At 64.7% G+C, this 24,429-nt stretch carries 23 protein-coding genes and 1 pseudogene; 14 read left to right on the forward strand and 10 right to left on the reverse strand.

What is annotated here, in order from left to right; genetic code table 11:
• Positions 1-21: 21 nt before the first annotated feature.
• The 8 genes from FJW07_RS19450 to FJW07_RS19485 form a co-directional block, all read right to left on the reverse strand.
• A complete protein-coding gene (locus tag FJW07_RS19450; protein WP_246680804.1) occupies positions 22-810 on the reverse strand; it encodes a DeoR/GlpR family DNA-binding transcription regulator in 789 nt (262 codons plus the stop codon).
• 65 nt (positions 811-875) lie between these two features.
• On the reverse strand, positions 876-2,174 hold the full coding sequence (locus FJW07_RS19455) for an FAD-binding oxidoreductase (protein ID WP_140709511.1): 1,299 nt from the start codon (positions 2,172-2,174) through the stop codon (positions 876-878).
• 2 nt (positions 2,175-2,176) lie between these two features.
• Positions 2,177-3,547 (reverse strand): glutamine synthetase family protein, encoded by a 1,371-nt coding sequence (locus tag FJW07_RS19460; protein ID WP_140858282.1) that lies wholly within the window; start codon positions 3,545-3,547, stop codon positions 2,177-2,179.
• A gap of 385 nt (positions 3,548-3,932) precedes the next feature.
• The gene (locus tag FJW07_RS19465; RefSeq protein WP_140858284.1) at positions 3,933-4,694 is read right to left on the reverse strand and encodes a glucose 1-dehydrogenase; all 762 of its coding nucleotides are present in this window, start codon (positions 4,692-4,694) and stop codon (positions 3,933-3,935) included.
• An 11-nt stretch (positions 4,695-4,705) separates the two neighbouring features.
• Complete coding sequence (locus FJW07_RS19470; protein WP_140858285.1) at positions 4,706-5,518, reverse strand: ABC transporter permease; 813 nt, start codon at positions 5,516-5,518, stop codon at positions 4,706-4,708.
• A complete protein-coding gene (locus tag FJW07_RS19475) occupies positions 5,518-6,411 on the reverse strand; it encodes an ABC transporter permease (protein WP_181182681.1) in 894 nt (297 codons plus the stop codon). Before FJW07_RS19475 ends, FJW07_RS19470 begins: the two co-directional genes overlap by 1 nt.
• Positions 6,412-6,458: 47 nt before the next feature.
• Positions 6,459-7,622: a spermidine/putrescine ABC transporter substrate-binding protein gene (locus tag FJW07_RS19480; RefSeq protein ID WP_140858289.1), complete on the reverse strand. Its 1,164-nt coding sequence runs from the start codon at positions 7,620-7,622 to the stop codon at positions 6,459-6,461.
• The gene (locus FJW07_RS19485) at positions 7,603-8,739 is read right to left on the reverse strand and encodes an ABC transporter ATP-binding protein (RefSeq protein WP_140858291.1); all 1,137 of its coding nucleotides are present in this window, start codon (positions 8,737-8,739) and stop codon (positions 7,603-7,605) included. Before FJW07_RS19485 ends, FJW07_RS19480 begins: the two co-directional genes overlap by 20 nt.
• Positions 8,740-8,890: 151 nt before the next feature.
• Here FJW07_RS19485 and FJW07_RS19490 point away from each other — a divergent pair, with 151 nt between their 5' ends.
• From FJW07_RS19490 to FJW07_RS32375, 3 genes and pseudogenes are all read left to right on the forward strand, one after another.
• The gene (locus FJW07_RS19490; RefSeq protein WP_246680805.1) at positions 8,891-9,670 is read left to right on the forward strand and encodes a LuxR C-terminal-related transcriptional regulator; all 780 of its coding nucleotides are present in this window, start codon (positions 8,891-8,893) and stop codon (positions 9,668-9,670) included.
• Between the two features lie 129 nt (positions 9,671-9,799).
• Positions 9,800-10,498: a GntR family transcriptional regulator gene (locus tag FJW07_RS19495; RefSeq protein WP_140858295.1), complete on the forward strand. Its 699-nt coding sequence runs from the start codon at positions 9,800-9,802 to the stop codon at positions 10,496-10,498.
• Positions 10,499-10,727: 229 nt separating this feature from the next.
• Positions 10,728-12,082, forward strand: a pseudogene (locus FJW07_RS32375) (glutamine synthetase family protein).
• A 170-nt stretch (positions 12,083-12,252) separates the two neighbouring features.
• Here the strand turns inward: FJW07_RS32375 and FJW07_RS19505 are convergent.
• Complete coding sequence (locus tag FJW07_RS19505) at positions 12,253-13,470, reverse strand: FAD-dependent oxidoreductase (RefSeq protein ID WP_140858297.1); 1,218 nt, start codon at positions 13,468-13,470, stop codon at positions 12,253-12,255.
• 8 nt (positions 13,471-13,478) lie between these two features.
• Positions 13,479-14,243 carry an aldolase/citrate lyase family protein gene (locus tag FJW07_RS19510; protein ID WP_140858299.1) on the reverse strand — a complete coding sequence of 255 codons (765 nt, stop codon included), beginning with the start codon at positions 14,241-14,243 and terminating at the stop codon, positions 13,479-13,481.
• A gap of 108 nt (positions 14,244-14,351) precedes the next feature.
• Between FJW07_RS19510 and FJW07_RS19515 the strand changes: the two genes are divergently transcribed.
• From FJW07_RS19515 to FJW07_RS19565, 11 genes are all read left to right on the forward strand, one after another.
• Entirely contained in the window at positions 14,352-15,242 is an 891-nt protein-coding gene (locus FJW07_RS19515) for a 2-hydroxy-3-oxopropionate reductase (protein WP_140858301.1), read from the forward strand.
• Positions 15,242-16,057, forward strand: coding sequence for a shikimate dehydrogenase (locus tag FJW07_RS19520; RefSeq protein WP_246680806.1), 816 nt, complete (start codon positions 15,242-15,244; stop codon positions 16,055-16,057). The genes FJW07_RS19515 and FJW07_RS19520 overlap by 1 nt, the downstream gene beginning before the upstream one ends.
• A complete protein-coding gene (locus FJW07_RS19525) occupies positions 16,050-16,856 on the forward strand; it encodes an SDR family oxidoreductase (protein WP_140858303.1) in 807 nt (268 codons plus the stop codon). The genes FJW07_RS19520 and FJW07_RS19525 overlap by 8 nt, the downstream gene beginning before the upstream one ends.
• 10 nt (positions 16,857-16,866) lie before the next feature.
• Positions 16,867-17,214, forward strand: a complete 348-nt coding sequence (locus FJW07_RS19530; protein WP_140696701.1) for a RidA family protein — start codon at positions 16,867-16,869, stop codon at positions 17,212-17,214.
• A gap of 152 nt (positions 17,215-17,366) precedes the next feature.
• Positions 17,367-18,155 carry a FadR/GntR family transcriptional regulator gene (locus FJW07_RS19535; RefSeq protein WP_140858304.1) on the forward strand — a complete coding sequence of 263 codons (789 nt, stop codon included), beginning with the start codon at positions 17,367-17,369 and terminating at the stop codon, positions 18,153-18,155.
• Between the two features lie 295 nt (positions 18,156-18,450).
• A complete protein-coding gene (locus FJW07_RS19540; RefSeq protein ID WP_140858306.1) occupies positions 18,451-19,161 on the forward strand; it encodes an SDR family oxidoreductase in 711 nt (236 codons plus the stop codon).
• 11 nt (positions 19,162-19,172) lie between these two features.
• Positions 19,173-19,922: an SDR family oxidoreductase gene (locus tag FJW07_RS19545; RefSeq protein ID WP_140858308.1), complete on the forward strand. Its 750-nt coding sequence runs from the start codon at positions 19,173-19,175 to the stop codon at positions 19,920-19,922.
• A 78-nt stretch (positions 19,923-20,000) separates the two neighbouring features.
• Positions 20,001-20,948, forward strand: a complete 948-nt coding sequence (locus FJW07_RS19550; protein WP_140654347.1) for a LysR substrate-binding domain-containing protein — start codon at positions 20,001-20,003, stop codon at positions 20,946-20,948.
• Positions 20,949-21,036: 88 nt separating this feature from the next.
• The gene (locus tag FJW07_RS19555; protein WP_140654345.1) at positions 21,037-22,071 is read left to right on the forward strand and encodes an amino acid ABC transporter substrate-binding protein; all 1,035 of its coding nucleotides are present in this window, start codon (positions 21,037-21,039) and stop codon (positions 22,069-22,071) included.
• A gap of 102 nt (positions 22,072-22,173) precedes the next feature.
• Positions 22,174-23,337 carry an ABC transporter permease subunit gene (locus tag FJW07_RS19560; RefSeq protein ID WP_140785713.1) on the forward strand — a complete coding sequence of 388 codons (1,164 nt, stop codon included), beginning with the start codon at positions 22,174-22,176 and terminating at the stop codon, positions 23,335-23,337.
• Positions 23,338-23,346: 9 nt separating this feature from the next.
• A complete protein-coding gene (locus FJW07_RS19565; protein ID WP_246680807.1) occupies positions 23,347-24,420 on the forward strand; it encodes an amino acid ABC transporter permease in 1,074 nt (357 codons plus the stop codon).
• Positions 24,421-24,429 lie beyond the last annotated feature (9 nt).

Below are 24,429 nucleotides of genomic sequence, written 5' to 3' on the forward strand. Positions count from 1 at the left end.
TCTGAAAGATCGCGACGCGCTTTAGCTCTCGGCAAAGACGTGCAGCTCGCCGCCTGCCTCGTCGATCGCGGCGCGCAGTGCCGCCGCCGGCTCGCTGTCGGTGACGACGTCGGAAATCTCGCTCAGCGCGCAGACGCGTTCGAGGCCGCTGCGGCCGAACTTGTCGTTGGTGACGACCAGCATCGTCGACAGCGACCTTCCCATCATCGCGCGCTTCACCGCCGCGGCGCCTGAAATCATGTCGCTCGGGCCTTCGGCATTCAGCGCCGAGGCGCCGATGATGGCGACGTCGGCATTGTAGCGCCGCACGAATTCGACCGTATCCTCGCCGAGCACGGCGGCCTCGCGGCTGTCATAGGTGCCTGGGCAAAGGATGACGCGAAAGGTCGGATTGGCGCCGGCCACCGAGGCGGCGCCGATGGAGTTGGTGATGATCGTCAGGTCCCTGCCAAGCTGCGACAGGCTGCGCGCGACCTCGTAGGTGGTCGATCCGCCATCGATCATCACGATGCGGCCTCGCTCGATCAGTCCGGCGGCGCCGTGTCCGACGCGAGCCCGCTCCTCGACCATGGTAAGGCCGCGTTCGGCGATCACCGGTTCCGACGTCACCAGCGAAATGGTGGCGCCGCCATAGGTGCGGTTGATGAGCCCCGCCTCGCCGAGCTCGATCAGGTCGCGGCGGATGGTCTCGCCGGCGACGCCGATCCGGCGCGCAAGCTTCGAGATGCGGATCGAGGCCGAGCGCCGCACCTCCGACAGGATCAGCTCATGTCGCTCTTTCTTCGTCAGCCGGCCCGGCTCGATATTCATCGCCCTTCCCTCTCAAGGCCCCCGGCGCGGAGACATTAGCCACGCCGGGGACAGGAAAACCAGCGTCAGTGTCTGAGCCGATCGCGCATGGCGTACCACAGCATGCCGAGCACGTAGAGCGGGCCGCGCAACGCCGTTCCGCCCGGGAACGGCAGCGGCGTCAGCGTCGAGAACAGATCGAGCCGCGAGGCATCGCCCGTGATCGCTTCCGCCAGAAGCTTGCCCGACAGCGTCGACAGGATGACGCCCTTGCCGGAATAGCCATGCGCGAAATAGACCTCGCCATAATGCCCGACATGCGGCAGGCGCGAGGTCGTCACCGACACCAGCCCACCCCAGGCATGGTCGATGCGGCAGCCCTGGAGCTGCGGAAAGGTCTTTTCCATATGCGGCCGCACGAAGCCGGCGATGTCGGCCGGCGGCGACGGCGTGTAGCGCTCGCCACCGCCGAACAGCAGGCGGCCATCGGCCGACATGCGGTAGTAGTTGACGACGAACAGCGTATCCGAGACGGCGACATTCGCCGGGATGACATTGCGCTCGCCCAAGGGCTCGGTGGCGACGATATAGTTGCCGACCGGCATGATGCGGCCGTTGACGCGCGGCTCCAATCCCTTGAGCAGCGCATCGCCGGCCAGCACCACATGCCTGGCGCGAACCGAACCCTTGTTGGTGAACACCCGGATGGATGGTTCACGCTCCAGCCGGACGGCAACCGAGTTCTCGTGGATGACGACACCGGCAGTTGAAGCGGCGCGGGCAAGCCCCAGCGTGTAGTTCAGCGGATGCATATGGCCGCCGAGCCTTTCGTAGACCGCGCCCTGATAGGGCGTATCCACCATCTGACGCGCCTGCGAAGCCGACAGGATCTCGACATCGGTGAAGTTCATCACCTTGGCGAGGCATTCGGCCTCTTGCGCGAAGTCGCGCACATCCGAAGCGCTGACGGCGCCGACCAGATGGCCGGTCTGGCGCAGATCGCAGTCGATGCCGTGACGTTCGATGATGTCGAGCACCAGCCCGCGCGCCTCGAAGGCGAGGTCGAACAGCGCCTTTGCCCGTTCCGGCCCAAAGCTCTTGACCAGGCCCCTGGCGCCCTTGCGCAAGCCCGGGATCATCTGGCCGCCATTGCGGCCCGAGGCGCCCCAGCCGATCTTGCCGCCCTCGAGCAGCACCACTTTAAGACCACGCTCGGCCGCATGCAGCGCCGCCGAAAGGCCGGTGCAGCCGCCGCCGACCACCACCAGATCGGCCTCGACATCGCCGGCAAGTGCGGGATGGTCCGGCGCCGGATTGGCGGTGGCGACATAATAGGACTTGCCGATATCGAGACCGGAATTGAAACCTGTCGAACGCGAAGCCATGGTCACACCTTGAGCAGCAGATGGTCGCGTTCCCAGGACGTCACGACGCTCTGGAACAGGTCGAGCTCGACGCTCTTCACGCGCAGATAGGTCTGGAAGAAATCCTCGCCGAGCAGCGCCCGCACGGGCTCGCAGGCCGCGAAGCGGTCGAGCGCCTCCTCCATCGTCTTTGGCAGTGTGCTCTTGCTTTTATAGGCATTGCCAAAGGCCTCTTCCGAGCGCGTAAGCTTCTCCTCGATGCCGAGATAGCCGGCGATCAGCGAGCCGGCCATGGCGAGGTAGGGATTGGCGTCCGCCCCCGGCAGCCGGTTTTCGATCCGCCGCGCGGCGCGCCCGCCCATCGGCACGCGCAGGCCGCAGGAGCGGTTGTCGTGCGACCATTCGATGTTGGCGGGAGCGCTATGGTTCGGTCGGATGCGCCGGTAGGAGTTCACGTTGGGCGCGAACAGCGGCATGATTTCGGGGATGTATTTCTGCAGGCCGCCGATGAACTGCGCGAACATCCCGGTGTCCTCGCCGTCTTCGCCGGCGAACAAGGGCTCGCCCGCTTCGTCGACGATCGACATGTGCAGATGCATCGAGCTGCCGGCCTGCGCGGCGATCGGCTTGGCCATGAAGGTGGCGTGCATGCCATTCGCCTGCGCCGCCTGGCGCGCCAGGCGTTTGAACAACAGCACCTTGTCGGCAAGCACCAGCGGATCGCCATGCAGGAGATTGATCTCGAGCTGCGCGGTGCCGGATTCGTGGATCAGCGTGTCGAGCGGCAGACCTGTGACGGCGGCATGTTCGTAGATCCGTCGCGTCACCGCTTCGAACTCCTCCATCGCCTGCATGTCGTAAGGGTGCTGCACACTTTCCGGCCGACCGTTGCGCCCGGTCGGCGCGGTGATCGGGCGATCCGGATCGGGGTTCGGCGCCGTGAGATAGAATTCGAGCTCCGGCGCCATCACCGCGCGCCAGCCACGCCGGCGGTAAAGGTCGAGCACGGCCCTCAGCACATGGCGCGGCGAGGCCATCCACGGCCGGTCGTCCATATGGAAGGTGTCGGCAAAGACATAGGCCTTTCCGGCGCTGCCGGGCGCGACGCACAGCGTGGAAGTGTCCGGCACCATGCGCATGTCGGGGTCCGAATAGGCAAAGCCCTCGTCGATGGAGCCGGAATAGCGGCCGTCGATGGCGACCAGGAAGGCGCTGCTCGGCAGATAGAGCGCGCGGTCCTCGAGCGATTTGAGGAATTTCGCGACCGGCAAGGTCTTGCCGCGCAGCACGCCGTTGACGTCGGGCACGAAGCATTCGACTTCGTTGATCGCGTGCGTCTTCAGCCAGCCTTGCGTGTCCGCGCCCGGGAATGAGGTGTTCAGATTGTCAGGCATTGGTCATGTCCGTACGAAGGAGAGATCGCTTCGGCGGGCATGTCCGTTCCGGGTAGGGCGTTATCTAAGCTGCGTTATCCGAGAACGGACGCCCGCCTGATGACCGGCCGAAAGGCCGGGTGCGGAGCGCCCTGCACGCCTTCGGTCCAGCCGTCGCGAACGACATGCGAGCCGACCTTGGTCTCCTCCGCGCGCTGCAGGTTCTCGTGACGGCAGCAGCGCATGATCAGCGATACCCCGCGCGCGCAAACAAAATACCGCAGGCAAAAATCGGGTGCCTTTCGCGGTATTGCTGTTTTGCAGCTTGCATGACGGGTCTCACTAAAGTGGAATTATGGTTTGACCGATCATCGCCACCGGCGCAAGCCCGCTTTGCTGGACCAGATCAGCCGATGCTCTCGCCGCCATCCACGACCAGCGCCTGCCCGGTCATGAAAGACGAGCGGTCGGAGACGAGGAACAGGATCGCTTCGGCGATCTCCTCCGCGTTCGCCCAGCGCCCCATCGGGATCTTGGTGCGGACATAGTTTTCGATCGCGTCGCGGCCGCCCATCTGGGCGATAAACGGCTCGTTGAACGGCGTGTCGACCCAGCCCGGGCAGAGCGCGTTGATGCGCACATTGTGCCTAGCGTAGTCGAGCGACATCTGCCTGGTCATCGCCACCACGGCGTGCTTTGAGGTGGCATAGGCGATCATCTCGCGGTCGTAGAAGACACCGGAATTGGACGCCGTGTTGAGGATGACGCCGCCACCCTGGGCGATCATCGCCGGCATGACGGTCTTCGCCGCCAGGAATTGCGCCCGCACATTGATGCGCCATGAGGCGTCCATGCCGTCGGTGCCGACTTCCGTCAGCGTGCCGCCGACCTGGATGCCGGCATGGCTGTGCAGGATATCGATCCGGCCATGCTTGCCGAGCGTTCCCTGGATGAGCTCTTCGACGGCCGTGTCGTTGCCGACATCGGTGGCGACAGCCTCGGCGCGGCCGCCAGCGTCGCGGATGCCGGAGGCGGTGGCTTCGCCCGCCACCGGATCGCGGTCCGCGATCACCACGAGCGCCCCTTCCCTGGCCATGATCATCGCCCCGGCGCGCCCGATGCCCGACCCCGCGCCCGTCACCACGGCGATACGGTCTTTCAGGATCATGGACTGGTCTTTCAAGGCGATGGCTTTCGACGGCCAAGCTGCCATTGCGCAAGCAGCACGAGCAGGACGGATGCGCAGAGCACGATCGTCGCGATGGCGTTGATCTCCGGCGTCACGCCGCGCCGGATCGAGGCGAAGACATAGATCGGCAGCGTCGTCTGCGCGCCGGCGACGAAGAAGGCGATGATGAAGTCGTCGAAGGAGAAGGTGAAGGCGAGCAGGAAGCCGGCGATCACCGCCGGCATGATCTGCGGGAGCACGATCGATCGGAACGTCGTCAGCGGCGTGGCATAGAGATCGCTCGAGGCCTCGACCAGATTGCGGTCGAGGCTGCCGAGCCGCGTGCCGACGATCATCGTCACCAGCGCCATCGAGAACAATCCGTGCGCGGCGATGATCGAGCCGTAGCCGAGCGAGAGCCGCGGCGGCTGGTCGGTCGGCCACAGCGAAGCGAGGAACGGATTGAGGACGGCGAAGAGCTGCACCAGCGCCACCAGCGTCGAGATGCCGATGACGACGCCCGGAACGACGATCGCGGCGCCCAGCAGCGCGTCGAACAGCGCCCGCGTCCGCGCGCCGACGCGCTGCAGCCCGAGCGCCGCGGCCGTGCCGCAGAAGGCCGCGAGCAGCGCGCTCGTCGTGGCGATGAACAGGCTGTTCTTCAGCGCTTCGACCAGGAAGGGATTGGACAGCGCCTTGCCGTACCATTGCACCGAGAAGCCGGTGAACTCGCTGGCATGATGCCCGGCATTGAAGGAGAACAGCACGACCAGCGCGATCGGCAGATAGAGGAAGGCAAAGACGGCAAAGACGAAGGCGCGCATCAGATCAGGTCCACCCGGCGTGCGCCCGAGAGCCGGGTCGAGATGCGATTGGCGACGATCAGCACCGCGACCGAGACCAGCACCAGCGTGATGGCGATGGCCGATCCGAACGGCCAGTTGCGCGATTGCAGGAAGAGATCGACCAGCGCGTTGCCGATGAAGAACACCTTGCCGCCGCCGAGCAGTGTCGGGATCAGGTACTCACCGAGCAGCAGGATCATCACCAGCGAGAAGCCGGTCATGACGCCGGGCAGCGACAGCCTCAGCGTCACACCGAGGAAGGTCGACAGCGGCGTCGCACCCAGATCGGCGGAAGCCTCCAGCAGCCGGCGGTCGAGCCGCTCCAGGCTGACATAGATCGGCAGGATCATCAGCGGCAAATAGCCGTAGACGATGCCGAGCAGAACCGCGCCCGGCGTGTTGATCAGCCGCAGGTCCTCGATGCCGACATAGGCGAGCAGGGCCGGGATGCCGCGCCCGCCGAGGATGTACATCCAGGCATAGGTGCGCATCAGAAGGCTGGTCCAGAACGGGATGACGATCAGCGCGAGCAGGATCAATCGCCAGCGATCCGGTGCCCGCAGCGCCAGATAATAGGCGACGGGATAGGCGACGAGCAGGCAGGCGAGCGCTCCGACGGGGGCCAGCACCATCGTGTTCCAGAACGCGGTCGCCCGCGCCGGCAGGTTGGCGTATTGCGCGAAAGTCAGCGCTGCCTGGTAGCCGCCTTCGGGCGCTCGCTCGCCGACGCTGAAGATGGCGATGGCGACGAAGGGCAGCACCAGGAAGACGACCAGCCACAGCGCCGCCGGAGCAAGCAGCAGCGCCGTCATGAGGTTTTTGCGAAAGAGACTGCCGCGCATCGATAAAGCCGGTTGGGAGCCGGCGGACATTCGTCCGCCGGTCGCATTGTCTGGTTCAGGTTTGTGGCCGTTCCCGCTCAAGCCGACTTGAAGCGCGCCATCAGCTCGGCGCGGCCCGGATCGGTGAGCGTCGCGGCGGCGCCGAACTCCAGTGGCTTCAACAGGTCGGCGGCCGGATAGAGGATCGGATTGTCCAGCACTTCCTTCGGCAGCAGCGCGTTGACGCGCGCGTCGGTCGAGGGCGCGCCATTGGCCAGATGCTCCTTCACCGCGACCTTCGGGTTCATCAGGTAGTTGAGCAGCGCGTAGCCGGCCGGCTTGTTCGGCGCATCCTTCGGAATCGCGTAGAAATCGGTCCAGATCTCGCCGCCTTCCTTGCCGAGCACATAGGCGATTTCGGGGATGTCGCGATGGAGCTGCGCCCCGTCATTGGTCCAGCACATCGTCATCCAGGCATCGCCGGCGCGCATTCCCGGCTGATAGTCGCTCGACACCGCGAACAGATGCGGCTTGACCTTGAGCAGCAGTTCCTCCGCCTTGGCGAGCTCGTCCTGCTTCAGCGAATTGAAGGAATAGCCGTAATATTTCAGCGCATTGCCGATCGTTGTCAGCTGATAGTCGTGCACCATCGTGCGGCCGTCGCCTTCGGCCATCGCCGTGTCCCAGAATTCCTTCCAGCTCGACATCGGCTTGGTGAGCTTCTTGGTGTTCACGGCAAAACCGGTCGTGCCCCAGTTCTTCGGCACAGCGTAGGTCGTCCCGTCGATCGTGCCCTCGGCGGTGAAGCGTGCATCTTCCGACTTGCCATCGAAATTGCCGAGCTTGGCCATGTCGAGGGCTTCGATGATGCCGAGCTTCTTGTAGGTCGAGATGGTGTAGTTGGTCGGCACGAACAGACTCCAGCCCGAGCCGCCGGCCTGCAGCTTGGCCAGCATCTCCTCATTGGAGCCGAAGACGTTGACCTCGACGGCGACGCCCGTATCGGCTTTGAAATTCTCGAAGGTCTGCGGGTCGTGATAGTTCGGCCAGGTGGCGATCGACATGCGGTCGCCGAGGTCCTCAGCGGCAAAAGCTGGCGTCGGCATGATGCCGAGCCCGCGCGCCATCACCGCGGTCGCGACGCCGAGGCCGGTGAGGCCGAGGAAATCGCGCCGGCTGATCGAGCCGCGTTTCAGGCGCATCAACTGGTCGACGAATTTATCGGGGCTTATCGGCAGTCCGTCACGATAGGATTTCGGCATGTTGGTCTTCCCTCTGGTTGGTCCCGTTGTTCTTGGGTCCTGGAAACGCCAGCGGCGTTCCGGCGGCAAAGCCGATGGCGACGGGTTCGCCCGGCTTGAAGAGATTGCCCTGGCCGATCACGTGATCGGCCTTGGCGAGCAGCGATCCGATACCCTGGACCTCGATCGCGTATTCCGCCGTCGAACCCAGGAAGATGCGGTTGCGGACGATGCCTTTCAGGCTGCCGCCTCCGGGCGCTGAGAGGCTGAGCGATTCCGGCCGCAGGCTGACGGATACGGCCTCGCCGCGGCTGAGCGGCACCCGCTTGCGCGCCGAAATCACAGTGCCGTCGGCAAGCGTGACATCGACGAAATCGCCGGAGAGCCCGGCCACCTTGCCGCTCAAGAGATTGGTCTTGCCGACGAAATCCGCCACGAACAGATCGGCCGGCTCGTCATAGATTTCGCTTGGCTGTCCGATCTGGACGACGCGGCCGCCATTCATGACGCAGACGAAGTCGCTCATCGACAGCGCTTCCTCCTGGTCGTGGGTGACCAGCACGAAAGTGATGCCAATCTCGCGCTGCAGGTTCTGCAGCTCGATCTGCATGTCGGTGCGCAGCTTCTTGTCGAGCGCCGCCAGCGGCTCGTCGAGCAGCAGCACCGCCGGCTTGTTGACCAGGGCGCGGGCGAGCGCCACGCGCTGCTGCTGGCCGCCGGAAAGCTCGTGGATCTTGCGGCGTCCGTAGCCGGCGAGCTGCACCATGGCCAGCGCCTCGCCGGCCCTCGAGGAGATATCGCGCGACGACAGCCTGGGTCTCGCCTGGCGCAGCCCGTAGGAGATGTTCTCCTCGACATCGAGATGCGGGAACAGCGCATATTGCTGGAAAACCATGTTGACCGGCCGCCGGTAGGGCGGCGTGCCGGCCATGTCGCGGCCGCGGATCAGCACCTGGCCTTCGCTCGGCTGCTCGAAGCCGCCGATCATGCGAAGGCAGGTCGTCTTGCCGCAGCCTGAGGGGCCGAGCAGCGCGACGAAGGCGGAAGGCGGGACGGCAAGGTCGATGCCGCTGACCGCCGTGACCGCGCCGTAGCGCTTGTTGACCGCGCGAAATTCGATATCGGGCACTGCAGTCAAGCCACGGGCTCCAGCGACAGCGTGAGGCAATGTCTTGACGCTAGCAGAGGCAATGCCGCCTAGTATATACCTCGCAGGTGGTATATTTAGCCGATTTTATCGTTTGGAGGGGTATGAGCTGGCCGCTTCCCGCAGTGACGACTACAACGCCTTGGCCACCGTCATCGCCGCGTCGCGCGAGACCGGCGGCGACCATTTCGGCAAGGCTATCGTCGGCTGGCTGCGCGGGCACGTCCGTTTCGACCACTGCGTGATCTTCGGCTATCGCGGCGCCGCGAGGCCGCCGCTCCTGTTCGAGACCTTCTCGCCGGCCGAAAGCCACATCTTCGTCGCGCTCTATCAGGAAGGACCCTATCTGCTCGATCCCTTCCATCACGCCGCCGTCGAGCGCAAGGAGGGCTTTTGGCGCATGCGCGAGCTTGCGCCCGACCGCTTCTATGCCAGCGAATATTACCGGTCCTATTACAGCCAGACCCGCCTCGCCGAGGAAGTCGGCTTCTTCGTGCCGCTGGCCGGCAAGGACGCGCTGGTGCTGTCGCTGATGCGGCTGCGCGCCACCGGGCCGTTCGGAACGGCGGATGCCAGGCTGCTGCGTGACATGGCGCCGGCGGTGATCGGCTTCTGCAGACAGCGCTGGCCGTCCCTGCCTGCAGATGAGGCTGCGGCCCAACCCGCAGGCGATACGATCGCGATGACCAACGAGCTCGACCGGGCACATATCTGGAAGAGCCTGTCACTGACCTCACGCGAAAAGCAGGTCGTCGACCTTGTGCTCCAGGGCCACTCCACGGAATCGATCGCCAGGACGCTGCGCATCGTGCCGGGGACGGTGAAGGTCCACCGTCGCAACATCTACCGCAAGCTCAAGATCAAGTCGCAGGCGGGTCTCTTCGCGCGCTTCGTCGAGATCATCGACGCGCGGATCGGATAGCAACGCCGGCCGCCCTTGCGGCGGTTCGTGCTGAGCGTCTATCGTGCGGCCGAAACGGCCGGCCAGCTATCCCGGCGGCGGATCAGGTGACGAAACAGATCTCAGGACGGATGAAGCAGCGTATCGCCAATGGCCGACAAATCGCAATTCGGACTGAGCGCCGTCGATACCGTTCCCCTGCATGAGAAAGTCTATCTGGAGCTCGTGCGCGCCTTGATGTCGGGGCAGCTCCAGCCTGGCCAGAAGCTGACCTCGCGCAAGCTCGCCAAGGAGCTCGGCACCAGCGACATGCCGGTGCGCAGCGCCTTCATGCGGCTGCAGGCGCTGAGAGCCCTGAGCCCGATGCCGAACGGCAGCGTCGAGGTGCCGCTGATTTCGGCCGACCGTTTCCAGCAACTGACCGCCGTGCGCACGATCCTGGAAGGCACGGCCACCGAGCTCGCGACGAAATTCGTCAACGGCAACAACCTGCGCGCGATCCGGCGCCACTGCGCCGAGCTTACCGAAGCCGCCCGCGGCGGCGGGATCGATAACTATCTGCGCAAGAACTATGACTTCAAATTCTCGATCTACCGCCATTGCGGCAACGAGCAGATGCTCTTCCTGATCGAGACGGTATGGATGCAGGTCGGCCCCTTCCTGCGAAACCTGCACATCGGCTTCGAGGATGACCTGGCCGGCATTCTCGGCATCGACTATCACGAGGAGGTCGTGGCGGCGATCGAGGCCGGCGACGGCGAAAGGGCGCGCGCCGCGATCGTGCGCGATATCGCCGAGGGCGCGGCCCACATCCTCGGCCAGGTGAAATTTCCGGAACTGCGCCACTGACGGGCAAGCCGGTCTCGAATCCGGCTTGGCTTTCGTCAATCGGGTCGCTATGTTGCGATCGCAGATCGCACAATTTGGACCCGAAATGCCGCCCGATATCCCAGCTAGTGACTTGAAAAAATGAAGGGAAACCACTCGGCAGCAGCCGTGTTGGCCTTCACGAACCCACAAGCTGAAAATTGGATATCGTAGCCGACAGGGCTACAGCACCTAGAAAAGGGGCTGGAAATTGAGCGATGCGATTGCGGACGTTTTGAGGTGGCTGGACGGCAGGAAGGACATCCAAAGCCTGCGGGCGGCGGTGTGCGACCTGAACGGCATCATGCGCGGCAAGCGCATTCCGGTCGAGCAGGCGCGCAAAGCGCTCGAAGGCAAGCTGCGCATGCCCTACTCGGCCATCGGGCTCGACATATGGGGCGAGGACATCGAAGGCAACGCCCAGGTGTTCTCGACCGGAGACGCCGACGGGCTTTGCCATTGGACGGGACGCGGCATACTGCCCGTCAACTGGACGGCGCACCCGACGGCGCTGTTGCCGGTCTGGCTGGCGGACGACAGCGGCGCCCCCTACCTCGGCGATCCGCGCCGCGCGCTGGCACGCATCCTCGACCGCTACGCCGCGCTCGGCCTGACGCCCGTCACCGCGACCGAACTCGAATTCTACCTTGTCGATCCGACCTCGCAGCGGCCTGTCGGACCGGTTTCGCCGGTAACCGGGCGGCGTCTCGATTCCGACGCGGCGCTTTCGATCGACGAGGTCGACGATTTCGAAGCCTTCATCCACGATATCTACGAAGCCTGCCGCATGCAGGACATTCCGGTCGACACCGCGATCGCCGAGAACGGCGTCGGCCAGTTCGAGATCAATCTCAACCACGTGCCCGACGCCCTGCGCGCCGCGGACGACGCCGTGCTCTTCAAGCGCACCGTCAAGGGCATTGCCCGCAAACATGGCTTCGCCGCCTGCTTCATGGCCAAGCCTATGGCGAACGCGCCGGAAACGGCTTCCATGTCCATTTCAGCGTCCTCGACAGGCAAGGCCGCAACATCTTCGACGACGGCTCGGACCAAGGCTCCGACACCATGCGCCACGCGGTTGGCGGCCTGCTTGCCGCGATGGCTCAAAGCACGCTGGTGTTCGCGCCGCATTTCAATTCCTACCGCCGGCTGCGGCCGCGTTCCTATGCGCCGACCGCCGTCGCCTGGGGTTATGAAAACCGCATGGTGGCGATCCGCATTCCGGGCGGCCCGTCGGCCGCGCGCCGCATCGAGCATCGCGTCTCCGGCGCCGACGCCAATCCCTATCTGGTGCTGGCGGCAATCCTCGGCGCGGCGTTGATCGGCATCGAGCGCCAGCTCTCGCCCGGCGAGCCGACCGGCGGCGAGGGCCAGGGGCTGACGCTCGCCAAGCTGCCGCCCGACTGGGCCTCGGCGATCGCCGCCTTCGAGACCGGCCCGCGTGTTGCGGAGATATTCCCGGACGTGCTGCGCGACGCCTTCATCGCCTGCAAGCGCCAGGAGCTGAACACTTTCGCGCTCAATGTCAGCGACTTCGAGATCGAGACCTATCTCGAAAGTGTTTGAGGTGCGTGGGTCACTGCCGCAATCCTGAACTACCGGGCCAGGCGCCTGGCCGCGCGGATTATCTGATGGCGTCCCGCTTGCATTGGCAGCGAACGCCTCGCTCGGGCATGCTGCAATTCGTTCCCTGTCTGTCTGCCCGTAGATTTGCGATATCCGGCAATCTGATGGTTCTAGATCACCGCTTCCTCGAGGAACGGTTCGTTGCGCGCGATCCTTTCATAGCAGAATGGCGAAAGGTCCAGCGTCTGGAACGCGCCGTGGACGATCAGCTCCGACACCGCACGGCCGACCGCCGGCGACTGCTGCAGGCCGTGCCCCGAAAAGCCGTTGGCGAACATGAAGTTCTTCACTTGCGGGTGGAAGCCGACAATGCCGTTGTGGTCGAGCATGTTGTATTCGTAATGTCCGGTCCAGCTCGTCTGCACCTTCAGCGCGTCGAAGGCCGGGATGCGGTGCCAGAGCGCCGGCCAGATATGGTCGTCGAACTCCTCGAAATGCATTTCGAAGTCGTCGTAGTCGGCCGGCCCATCGCCCTGCGGCGTGTTGCCGGTGAGGAAAAGCTCGCCCTCCGGCCGCACGAATGTGCCTGAAAGGTCGATGACATTGGGCATGCGGCCCGGGATCGCATTGGCGCTGGCGAAAACGAAGCTGTAGCGCTTGTAGGGCGCGACCGGAATGGACAGCCCGGCCATGGCGGCGACCTGCTGCGCTCGCGGACCTGCCGCGTTGACCAGCGTGCCGCAAGCGACCGTCTCGCCCGTCGGGAGCCGCACCGAGACGACCCGCCCGTCAACGACGTCCAGCGCCGTCACGGCATTGTCGATATATTCGACACCGCTGCCGCGAGCGGCGCGGCGAAAACCGTTCAACATGCCCATGGAGTCGAACCAGCCCTCTTCGCGAGCGCCCCACGAACCGCCGCCGAGATCGTCGACATTCAGCCACGGAAAACGTTCCTTCAAGGCGCCCGGTTCGAGGAAGACGGTATGGGCGCCGAGGCTGCGCTGCAGCTCGACTCGTTCGCGCGCCGCCTCCACACCCTCGGGCGAGCAGCAATAGAGATACCCGTGCTCCTTGAAGCCGAGATCGGGCGCCGGCTCGTTCGTGTAGAACGGGGCCATCCGCTCCTGGAAACCACGGATGATCTCGATGCCGAACTGGCTGATCTTCACATTGATCGGATTGGAATATTGCTGGCGGATCGCGCTGGTGGAAAGCGCGGTCGAGGAGAATTCGTAGCTTGAGTCGCGCTCGACCACGAGGATCGAAGCGCCGCTGCCCAGCGCCTGGCTCAGCCAATAGGCCGTCGACGAGCCGACGACCGCGCCGCCGACGATGACGATGTCATAGGCGTTGCGCGACGGTGCTTTGTAAGGGGGGATTGCCATGATTATGCCTACCGATTGAACGAGGCGACCAGGGCGTCCGAACCCCGCGCCAGCAAGCCGAGATCGGAACCGACCGCCACCATGGTAAAGCCGTCGGCGAGGTAGCGGTCCGCATCGGCCTTCACGGGAGCCAGGATGCCGCTGGCCTTGCCTGCCGAGGCGGCGGCCTTGCGTACCGACGATATCGCCTCCTGCACAGGCCCGGCGCCAGGATTGCCCATCGCGCCCATATTGGTGGAGAGGTCGCCCGGCCCGACGAACAGAACGTCCACACCGTCCACCGCCGCGATTTCGGCGGCGTTCGCGACACCAGCCTCGTCCTCGATCTGCACGGCAAGCAATTGCTGCTCGCGCGCCTTGGCGTGGTAGCCGGCGATGCGACCGAAAGCATTGGCGCGGTGGCCGACCGAGAAACCGCGGAAGCCGCCCGGCGCATAGGTCATCGCCGCGACGATTGCGCGCGCCTGTTCGGCCGTGCGCACATTCGGGATCATCAGGCTGCGGGCGCCGACATCCAGCGCCTGTTTCATCAGATTGGGATCGTCGGATGGCAAGCGCACCACGGCTTCGCAGGGAAACGCCGCCGCGACCTGCAGCTGCGCCATGATACTGCGCAGGTCGTTCGGGCTGTGCTCGCCATCGATCAGCAGCCAGCCCGCCCCGGAGCCCGCGACGACTTCGGTGGTGAGCGCCGAAGCCAGGGAGCACCAGATGCCGATATGAGCCCGGCCGGCCTGTACGGCCGCCTTCAGCGAATTGACGCGCTCCTGCATGCGACCGGTCTCCACTCGTGAAGAAGATGCATTGAAATTTGTATGATGTCCTATATCATATGCCTAGCTTGAGCTGCAAGGCGCTTCGGCGCCGCATGGGAGTTGCCTATGAAAATCGGCTTCATCGGACTTGGCGTCATGGGCGCGCCGATGGCTCGGCATCTCGCCGATGCCGGGCATGAGATCGTCACCGTCCTCAACCGCTCTCCCCTGCCGGAGGCCCTCGACGCATCGGTGGTTGCCTCTCCCGCCGAGGTGGCGCGGGCGTCCGAGTTCGTCATCACCATGTTGCCCGACACGCCCGACGTCGAGCGCGTCCTGTTCGGGCAGAACGGCGTGCTGGAAGGAATTTCGGCCGGCAAGCTGGTCATCGACATGAGCTCGATCAGTCCAATCGCCACGGCCGGCTTCGCCGCGAAGATAAGGCAGGCAGGCGCAGGCTATCTCGATGCGCCGGTCTCCGGCGGTGAGGTCGGCGCCAAGTCGGCCAGCCTCACCATCATGGTCGGCGGGCCGGCCTCCGAATTCGAGCGCGCGCTGCCGATCTTCGAGAAGCTCGGCAAGAACATCACCTTGATCGGGCAAAACAACGGCGCCGGCCAGACCTGCAAGATCGCCAACCAGATCATAGTCGCGCTCAACATCGAGGCGGTCGCCGAGGCGCTGGTCTTCGCCAGTAAGGCCGGTTGCGATCCGGCCAAGGTGCGCGGCGCGCTGATGGGTGGCTTCGCCTCGTCACGGATCCTGGAGGTACATGGCGAACGCATGATCGCCCGCAGCTTCGCGCCGGGTTTTCGTATCCGGCTGCATCAGAAGGATCTCAATCTTGCGCTGGAAAGCGCCCGCGCGCTCGGCGTGGCCTTGCCGGGAACGGCAGCGGCGCAGCAGCTGATGAATGCCTGCTCAGCCCGGGCGGGAGGCGCGGAGGCCGACCATTCTTCACTCGTTCGAGCCCTCGAAATCCTCAGTCATCACGAACTCTCAAACGGAAAGGAATAATGATGCGCGGAACCGGCAAGGCCGATGTCTTCGTCATGCTGGCCCATCCCGTAGGCCATGCGAAAAGCCCCGGCATCTTCAACGATATCTTCGAGCAGAAGGGGCTCGACAGCCTGATGGTGCCGCTGAGTTGCCGCCCGGAGGATTTCGACACGTTCTGGGCCGGCATCACGGCGGCCGAGAACATCCGGGGCGTGATCATCTCGGTGCCGTACAAGGTTCCAGTCTTCCACAAATGCGCCGCCGCCCATGATCGCGCTTCGCGCGTGCAGAGCGCGAATTCCGTGCGCCGGCAGGCGGACGGCACCTGGTATGCCGACAATTTCGACGGCGTCGGCTTCATCGAAGGACTGAAGGCCGGCGGACACCGGATCACCGGCAAGCGCATCCTTCAGGTCGGCGCCGGCGGCGCGGGCGCCTCGCTGACTTACTGCCTTGCCGAAGAAGGCGCGGCGGAAATCCGTCTGGCCGACATCGACAAGGAGCGCGCGCAAAAGCTCGCTTCGCTGGTCGGCAAGACTTTCCCTAACTGCCGCATCGAGGTCGGAGAACCTGATCCGTCCGGCATGGATATGGCGATCAACGCCACGCCGTCCGGGCTGAAGGCCAGCGATCCATTGCCGATGGACGTCAGCAAGCTGACGCCGCAGATGACGGTCGTCGACATCATCATGGAGCCAGCCGAAACGGCGCTGCTCAAGGCGGCGAAGGAGATCGGCTGCCGCATCCAGCCGGGACGCCCGATGATGGATTTCCAGGTCGAGGCCATGGCGGAATTCTTCGACATCGAGCGCAAGGATCGCCGCAATGGCTGACGCACCGACCGCCGTCGTCATTGGCGGCACGTCCGGCATCGGCCGCGCGATCGCCGAGCGCTTCGCCGGGGACAGCTATCAGGTTATCGTCGCCGGCCGCGATGCTGTTCGAGGCAAGGAAGCCGCCGACGCTTGCGAGAGTGCCGGCGCGCCGCGCGCTCTTTTCGTGCAAACCGATGTCGGCGACTCGGCCTCGGTCGAAGCCCTGGCCGCGGGTGTCGCAAGCGCCTTCGGCACGCCGCATGTCGTGGTCAACTGCGCCGGTATCCTGCAGAGCGGCAAGCACGTCCTCGACCAGGATCTCGACGAAGACGAGCGGATGTGGCGCATCAACTATCGCGGCACGCTGCTCGGCTGCCAGGTGTTCGGCCGGTTGATGTCGGCCGCCGGGCGCGGCGCGATCCTCAATGTCGGCTCACTTGCCTCTTTCGCGCCACTGTCGCTGCCGGCCTACACGCCGGGCAAGCATGCTGTCCTGGCGCTGACGCAAATGCTGGCCGCCGAGCTCGGCCCGCATGGTGTTCGCGTCAATGCCGTGGCGCCCGGCTACACGCTGTCGGACGGGCTGAAGGCAAAGATCGCCAAGGGCGAGCGCAACCCGCAAGCCATCCAGGCTACGACTGCGCTGCGCCGCTTCGTCGAGCCGCGCGACGTCGCCGAGGCTGCCTTGTTCCTCTGCTCCGACCGCGCCGCGTCGATCACCGGCGTCACGCTTCCGGTCGATGCCGGCTGGCTCGTGCAGGCGCCATACGCACAGTACCTGCAAGGCAACCCCATCCGGCAGACACCGGCAATCTGAGAGAGAACAAGTGAGCGACATTCAGCGCTTCGACTTCGACACCCGCATCCATCACGGCGTCATCCACAACGGGACGCTCTACCTCACCGGCCAGGTCGCCCGGCCCGGCCAATCGGCGGCCGACCAGATGCGCGAGGTGCTCGGCAAGATCGACGCACTGCTTGCCAAGGCAGGCACGGACAAGACGCGCATCCTCCACGTCCAGATGTGGCTGGACGACGTGCGCGATTTCGACGAGGTCAACACGGTCTGGGACGCCTGGATGCCGAAGGAGCACGCGCCCGCGCGATCCTCCGGCGAAGGCCGGATGGCCAAGCCCGGCATGCTGGTCGAACTGATCGTCACCGCGGCGGTTTGAATGGTCCTGCCGGTTCGGGCATCATCCCCGAATCTGGGTCGAGCGTTTCAGCGTTTCACGGAAACGCCGAACCGCTCTATCTCTTTGTTTCTACGCAATTCCCGACGGAAAACCGCTACACGCTTTTCCTGGAATTGCTCTAGGGGAGACCGATGACGAAGCGCAAGCCGCTGTCCACCGTCGTGGCGGAGAGCCTGTCCGAAAAGATCCGCTCCGGATCGCTGGTTCCCGGCGCTCAACTGCCGACGGAGGCGGAACTTTGCGCCGAATACGACGTCAGTCGCACCGTCGTGCGCGAGGCGGTGGCGCGGCTGCGCTCAGAGGGCATGGTTGTGCCGCAACAGGGGCGCGGCATGTTCGTCAGCGAAACGCCCGCGCCGCGCAATTTCTCGATTCCGGAGGAGGCGCTGCGGACATTGCCGGAGACCATCGCGTTGCTTGAGCTCAGATTGAGCGTCGAAGTGGAATCCGCCGGGCTCTGCGCGGAACGGCGGACCGACAAGGAGGCAAGCGACATCCGCGCCATGATGGATGAGATCGACGCCCGGCATGCGGACCCCGCCGCCGTCCAGATCCACTACGACTATGATTTCCACCTCGCCATCGCCAAGTCTGCGCGCAATGAATTCATCCACGGCTTCTTGAGCTATCTCGGGCCGATGATCGTGCCGCGATTCCAGCTCGGCTACGTGGTCGAGCCCGCGCTCAAGGACAGCTACTACGCGCGCATCCACAGCGAGCACAAAGCGATCGTCGATGCCATCGAAAGCCAGGACGCAAGTAAGGCCCGCCAGGCGATGCGCAAGCATCTGCAGAACAGCCTGGGACGTGTGCGCGCGCTGGCGAAAGCTTCGGGCATCGAGGCCACCGAAGCAGAACAGAAAGCCGCCGCCGCCTCACTTTTCACCGACCTGAGAAAGCCCTTGCCGACAGCCGGATAGTTTGGCCGGCTTCGATGTCGTTCGCCCCCGTCGCCGCGCGCCAAGCCAGTCGTTCGCGAAAGCCGTGTTTTTTCTCGGTTTGCGGCCAACGGTCCGCTCCCGCGCGCTGAAGACGTTGTTTTCCTTGGGCTGTCTGCATTTGCCGCCACACCGGGAGGTTGGAATATTCGGGTCGGCAGCTAGGCTTTCGAAAGTTTATCTTTCCTTTTTGCTGGTTTTCTTGGTTTCGCCGCGTTGGCCCGCGCCGCACACTGAAAACCAGGCAAATGGGGAAGCCGCAAATGGGGAAGCCCAAGTGACGACAGCCTTCATCACCGGAGCGACGAGCGGCATAGGACGGGCGATGGCGATCGCGCTGAGCGACGCCGGCTACGACGTCTATGCGGCCGGCCGCAGCCAGGCGGCGCTGAAAGACCTGCAGGCCGAGCGCCCGGGCATCGTCCCCATCGCCGTCGACGTCACCGATCGTGAGGCGCTGGAAGCGGTGCTGGCGGATCTCACCATCGACGTCTTGATCAACAATGCCGGCATCATGCCGCCGCTCGGCAATTTCGCCGACATGAAGATCGCGGACATCGACACCACGCTGGAGGTGAACCTCAGCGCGGCGATCCTGCTCACCCGCCTCGTCGTGCCGCAGATGCGGGAGCGGCAGTCGGGGCACATATTGTTCACCGGCTCCGTCGCGGGCCACGCCGCATTCTCCAACATTGCCGTCTATGCGGCCACCAAGGCTGCGATCTCCGGCTTTGCCGCCGCGCTGCGCGCCGACCTCTCCCCGTCCGGCGTGCGCGTCACCGAGATCGTCGCCGGCCGTGTCGAGACGCAGCTCTACCAGGACATCCTCGACGCCAAGGCGCGCGCCGCCATGTACGCCAGCAAGGTGGTGCAGCCCGACGACGTGGCCCGGATGGTCGTCGCGGTGCTCGCGCTGCCGGCATGGGCCGACGTCACCCGTTTCGACATCATGCCGACCTGGCCGACCTCGCCCAGCGGCACCAAGTAGGGAAAACTGCAATGAAGGATCTTTCCGTTCTGATCGTTGGTGGCGGCGCCGGCCTCGGCGCGCTCCTGGCCAAGATGGCTGTCGAGGCCGGGGCGGCAAAGATCGGCATCATCGACATCAACCAGCAGGCCGCGGAGAGCGCGCTCGAACCGGCAAAGGCCAAGAGCCTGCCGACCGCGGCGGCGACTGGCGACATCCAGGTCGGTCCGCAATGCCACGCCGCCTTCGACGCCATCGTGGCCAAGCTCGGGCGCGTCGACACGCTGATCAACTGCGCCGCCATCTATCCGCGTCGGCCGCTGCTCGAGATCACCGACGCCGAGTGGGACGCCTCAAACGGCATCAACATCAAGGGCACCTACCATATGATGGTGGCGGCAGTCCGCCACATGCAGGCGCAAGAGCCGAAGGATCATGTGCGCGGGCGGATCGTGAACCTGACCTCGGTCGACGCCTTCAAGGCGCATCCGCAGAACGCCCACTATGCTGCGACGAAGGCAGCCGTCGTCAGCCTGACGCGGTCCTTCGCGCACTATGCCGCCAAGGACGGCATCCTGGTGAACTCCGTGGCGCCGGCCGGCATGGCCACCGAGAAGGCCAAGGCACTCGGCTTCCTCGAGGAACTGGCCAAGGCAAGTCCGCTCGGCCGTGGCGCCGAGCCCAGCGAGATCGCCGAATGGGTGCTGATGACCGGCGGCCCGAAGAACACCTACATGACCGGAGAAAACGTAATCGTTTCAGGTGGTTATATCTACGCATAGAGTCTCGGCGGCCTGGCGCCGCTGGACATATGGCAGTGCATGATCGACGGAGCTCGAACGAAAGGAGGCGGAATTACCATGACCGGCAAGCTTCGCCTTCCTTCGCTGAATGCGCTTCGCGTCTTCCACGCCGTCGCGCAGCACAAGAGCTTCCGGCAGGCGGCCGACGAATTGCTGGTCACGCCGCAGGCGGTCGGGCAGCAGATCAAGCTGCTGGAAGACACGCTTCAGGTGACGCTGTTCGAGCGCAGGGGCCGGTCCATCGAATTGACCGAGTCGGCGATCCTGCTCTCGCACTACGTCAAGGCGGGCTTCGACGAGTTCTCCGAAGGCGTGCGCCGCGTCACCAAGTCGAACTACCGCGACCGCATCAACCTCAATGCGAGCCCGTATTTCGCGACGCATTACCTGCTGCCAAGGCTTTCGCTGTTCCGCGAGATGCTGCCGGGAGCGGACCTGCGCCTGACCACGATGGTCGACCTGCCCGACTTCGGCCGCGACGACATCGATATGACGGTGCAGTGGGGCTACGGCAACTGGCCCGACTACGAGGTCACGCTGCTGGTGCCTGACCCGAAGATCATCTGCTGCACGCCGGCGATCGGCGAGAAGATCAAGTCGGCGCATGACCTGACGCGTTTCACGCTGCTCGACACGGTCAAGTCGAAGCGCCTGTGGCCGGACATATTGCGGCACCTCGGCGTGGAGCTGACCGACGGAGACCGCAGCATCAGCTTCGACGACGCGGCGACGATGCGCCGTGCGACCTTGCAGGGCATCGGCGTCGGCCTCGTCTCCGTCATCGACGCCGAGGAGGATTTTCGCTCCGGCGCGCTGGTCGCGCCGATCGGCCGCGACGCCATCGCCGATATGAAGCCGGAAGAAGTCCCGGGCTTCTACCTCGTCGTCCCGCGTGGGCATCTGCGTGTGAAGGCTGTGGCCGCGCTCCATCGATGGCTAGCCCAGGAGGATTGGCGCAGCGACCTCAAGATCTCCTTGCCGAAACCGACCCCGCTTTCCGACTGACAAGCGGCTTAGAGACCGAGCTCCGAAAGGCATCCTACGGGCTCCAACAACAAGAAACGGAACAACCTCAACAGTGGAGACAATCAAAATGAAAATGATCAAATGGGGGGCCGCCGCTATGGCCCTGGGCCTCGTTCATCTGGCCGCACCCGCTGAAGCCGCCGGCGGCAAGACGCTCGAAACCGTCAAGGCGCGCGGCGTGCTCAACTGCACCGGCCATGACGGCTCCTATCTCGGCTTTGCCGAGGTGGACGATAAGGGCAACTGGAAGGGCATGGACATCGACCTCTGCAAGGCGGTGGCCACGGCCGTGTTCGGCGATCCGGCGAAGCTGAAGATCGTTCCGATCAGCTGGGCGCAGCGCTGGCCGTCGCTCCAGTCGGGCGACGTCGACATCATCATCAAGGCCTCGGGCGGCACGCTCAGCCGCGACACCGAGCTCGGCCTGCAATTCTCCATGTCCTATTACCTCGGAACCACCAAGGTGATGGCGCATAAGGAGCTGAACCTGAAGTCGCTCAAGGACGCCAATGGTGGCACGATCTGCATCCCCGCCGGCACCTCGCAGGAGCAGCAGGTCGCCGCCTACGCCCAGAAGCTCGGCATCAAGCTCGAGCCGGTGCTGATCGAAAAGACCGAAGAGCTGGAACAAGCCTATTTCTCCGGCCGCTGCGATCTCTATGCGCAGTGGGGTCCGACGCTGGCCATCGCCCGCATCGCCAAGAGCAAGGTCGAAGATCATGTGATCCTGCCCGACGTGCTCGCGGTCGAGCCCGAGGTGATGATCATGCGCCAAGGCGACGACAACTGGGTGGACATCGCCAACTGGACGCTGAGCACCCTGATCTTCGCCGAGCAGGAAGGCATCACCTCCAAGAATGTCGACGAGATCAAGGCCAAGCCGACCTCGCCGCAGGTGGCGAAATTCCTCGGCGTCACGCCGGGCATGGGCAAGGGTCTCGGGCTTTCCGACGACTGGGCCTACAACGTCATCAAGAAGGTCGGCAATTACGGCGAGATCTTCGATCGCGATCTCGGCAAGGATTCGCCCTACAAGATGGATCGCGAGCTGACCAACCTGTGGAACAATGGCGGCGTCCTGTTCCCGCTGGTGATCGATTGATCCCCTTGGTGATCGACTGATCCGCGTCTGAAGTTATCCTGCTCTGGGCTCCGCTTGGCTTGCGCCGGGCGGAGCCGGCAGCAATTCGAGAAAGATAGGTCGATGGTCAGCCTGCTGAGAAATCAGAAGGTCCGCAACGCGCTGTTGCAGGTTCTCTATGTCGGCGCGCTTACGGCGCTTGTGCTCGCCGGCGTGGTCATCGCCCGGCGCAACCTTGCCGAGCAAGGGATCACCTCCGGCTTCGACTTCCTCTACAAGTCAACGGGCTGGGACGTGAACTTCTCGCTGCTGCCCGCCACGGCCAACGATCCCTATTGGTGGTTCTTCCTCATCGGCATCATCAACACGCTGTTCCTCGGCACCGTCGGGCTGATGCTGGCGACGCTGGTCGGAACGATCGTCGGCCTGGCACGAACGTCCTCGAACGAATTGGCGCGGCTGCTTGGCCGCACCTATGTCGATATTTTCCGCAACATCCCGCTGATCCTCCAGGTCTTCTTCTGGTACGCCGTCATCACGCACCTGCCGACGCCGCGCGCCGCGCATGAGGCATTCGGCATGCTGCTGACCAGCCGCGGCCTCTACTTGCCGATCCCCAATGTCGGGGCCATCGCGTTTGCGGCGGCGATACTTGCCGTGATCGCGGCAATCGCGCTTCCCGTCTGGCTGGGCAGGACGTCGCGCCTTAGCCGACCATTCGGCGAGCGGCTCGGCATTCAACTGGCCGCGGCGGCGACGGCGCTGGCCGCCGCCGCCGTCATCCTGGCGCTCGGTCGCTTGCCGGACCTGCCACTTCTCGACTTCCCCGCCTTGCAAGGCCTGAATCTCAAGGGAGGCCTGCGTATTCCGCCGGAGTTTTCCGCGCTGGCGATCGCCATCGCCATCTATGGCGGTTCCTACATCGCCGAGATCGTGCGCGGCGGCTTCAAGGCGGTGGGCAAAGGCCAGATGGAAGCGGCGCTTTCGCTGGGCTTGAGCCCCTGGCGCGTGTTCACGCTTGTGCGGTTGCCGCTGGCGCTGCGCGCCATGCTGCCGATCCTCGCCAACCAGTATGTCTGGCTGATGAAGGCGACGACCATGGGCATCGCCGTCGGCTTCACCGATTTCTTCATGATCGTGGCGCTGACCATCAACCATTCCGGCCAGACGCTGGAAACCATCGGCATCCTGATGGCGGGTTTCCTCGCCATCAACCTCAGCCTTGCCGCCATCTTCAACCGCATCAACAAAGCCATTGCCCTGAAGGGCAATCAACTGAGGGCGTGAGAGATGGAGATGGTCGTTGTCGCTCCCCCTGCCCCGGGAAAGGTCGAAGACCTGAAGCGCCGCTTCTTCGCGACGCCGCTCCAGGCGCTGCTGTCGCTGATCTCGCTGGCGATCCTGGCTTTCGTCGTCTGGAAGCTGCTCAACTGGGCGGTCTTCTCGGCCGTTTTCACGACGAGCGGCGGACCGGAGGCCTGCCAGGCGGCGGCCGGCGCCTGCTGGTCGGTCATCGCGGCAAGGTGGCGCATCATCCTCTTCGGCCTCTATCCCTTCGAGGAGCAATGGCGCTCCGCACTTGCCTGTGTGGCCGTCGTGGTGATGACGGTGCTGAGCTGCATCCCGGCCTTCTGGACGGGCCGCCGCATCGCGTTCGTCTGGGGAGCAGGCACGGCCCTCTATTATATGCTGATGAAGGGCGGCGTGCTTGGACTGCCTTATGTCGGCGAGGAAGCCTGGGGCGGCCTGGCGCTGACCCTCTTCATCTTCGTCACCACCTGCCTGATCGGCTTCCCGCTGGCGATCTGCCTAGCTCTGCTGCGGCGCTCGGAGCTTCCCTGGATATCGCGGACCACCGCGCTCATCATCGACGGGGTCCGATCGCTGCCGCTGATCTCGATCCTGTTCACCTTCGCCATCGTCCTGCCCTTCGCGCTGCCGCAATGGCTGGTGGGCGACAAGCTCTATCGGGTCATCCTCGGCTCCGCCCTGTTCTTCTCGGCCTACCAGGCCGAGATCGTGCGGGGCGGCATGCAAGGGGTGCCGGCGGGACAGGAAGAAGCCGCCATGGCTCTCGGCATGAGCTACTGGCAGCGCATCGGCCGCATCCTTCTGCCGCAGGCTATGCGCAACGCGCTGCCGGCGACGATCAACCAGTTCGTGATCTCGTTCAAGGAAACCTCGCTGGTGGTCATCGTCGGCTTCTTCGAGATCCTGGCCTCCGGCAACGCCGCCTACGGCACCGGCGAATGGCGCTTCGCCTATGTCGAGGTCTACGCCTTTATCGCCTTCATCTACTTCGTCTTCGTCTTCAGCCTGTCCCGCTACGGCGCCTTCCTCGAGCGCCGCATGTCGGTCGGCGAACGGTGAGGAGGCGGT

The sequence above is a fragment of the Mesorhizobium sp. B3-1-9 genome (genome assembly GCF_006439595.1).
GTDB lineage: Bacteria > Pseudomonadota > Alphaproteobacteria > Rhizobiales > Rhizobiaceae > Mesorhizobium.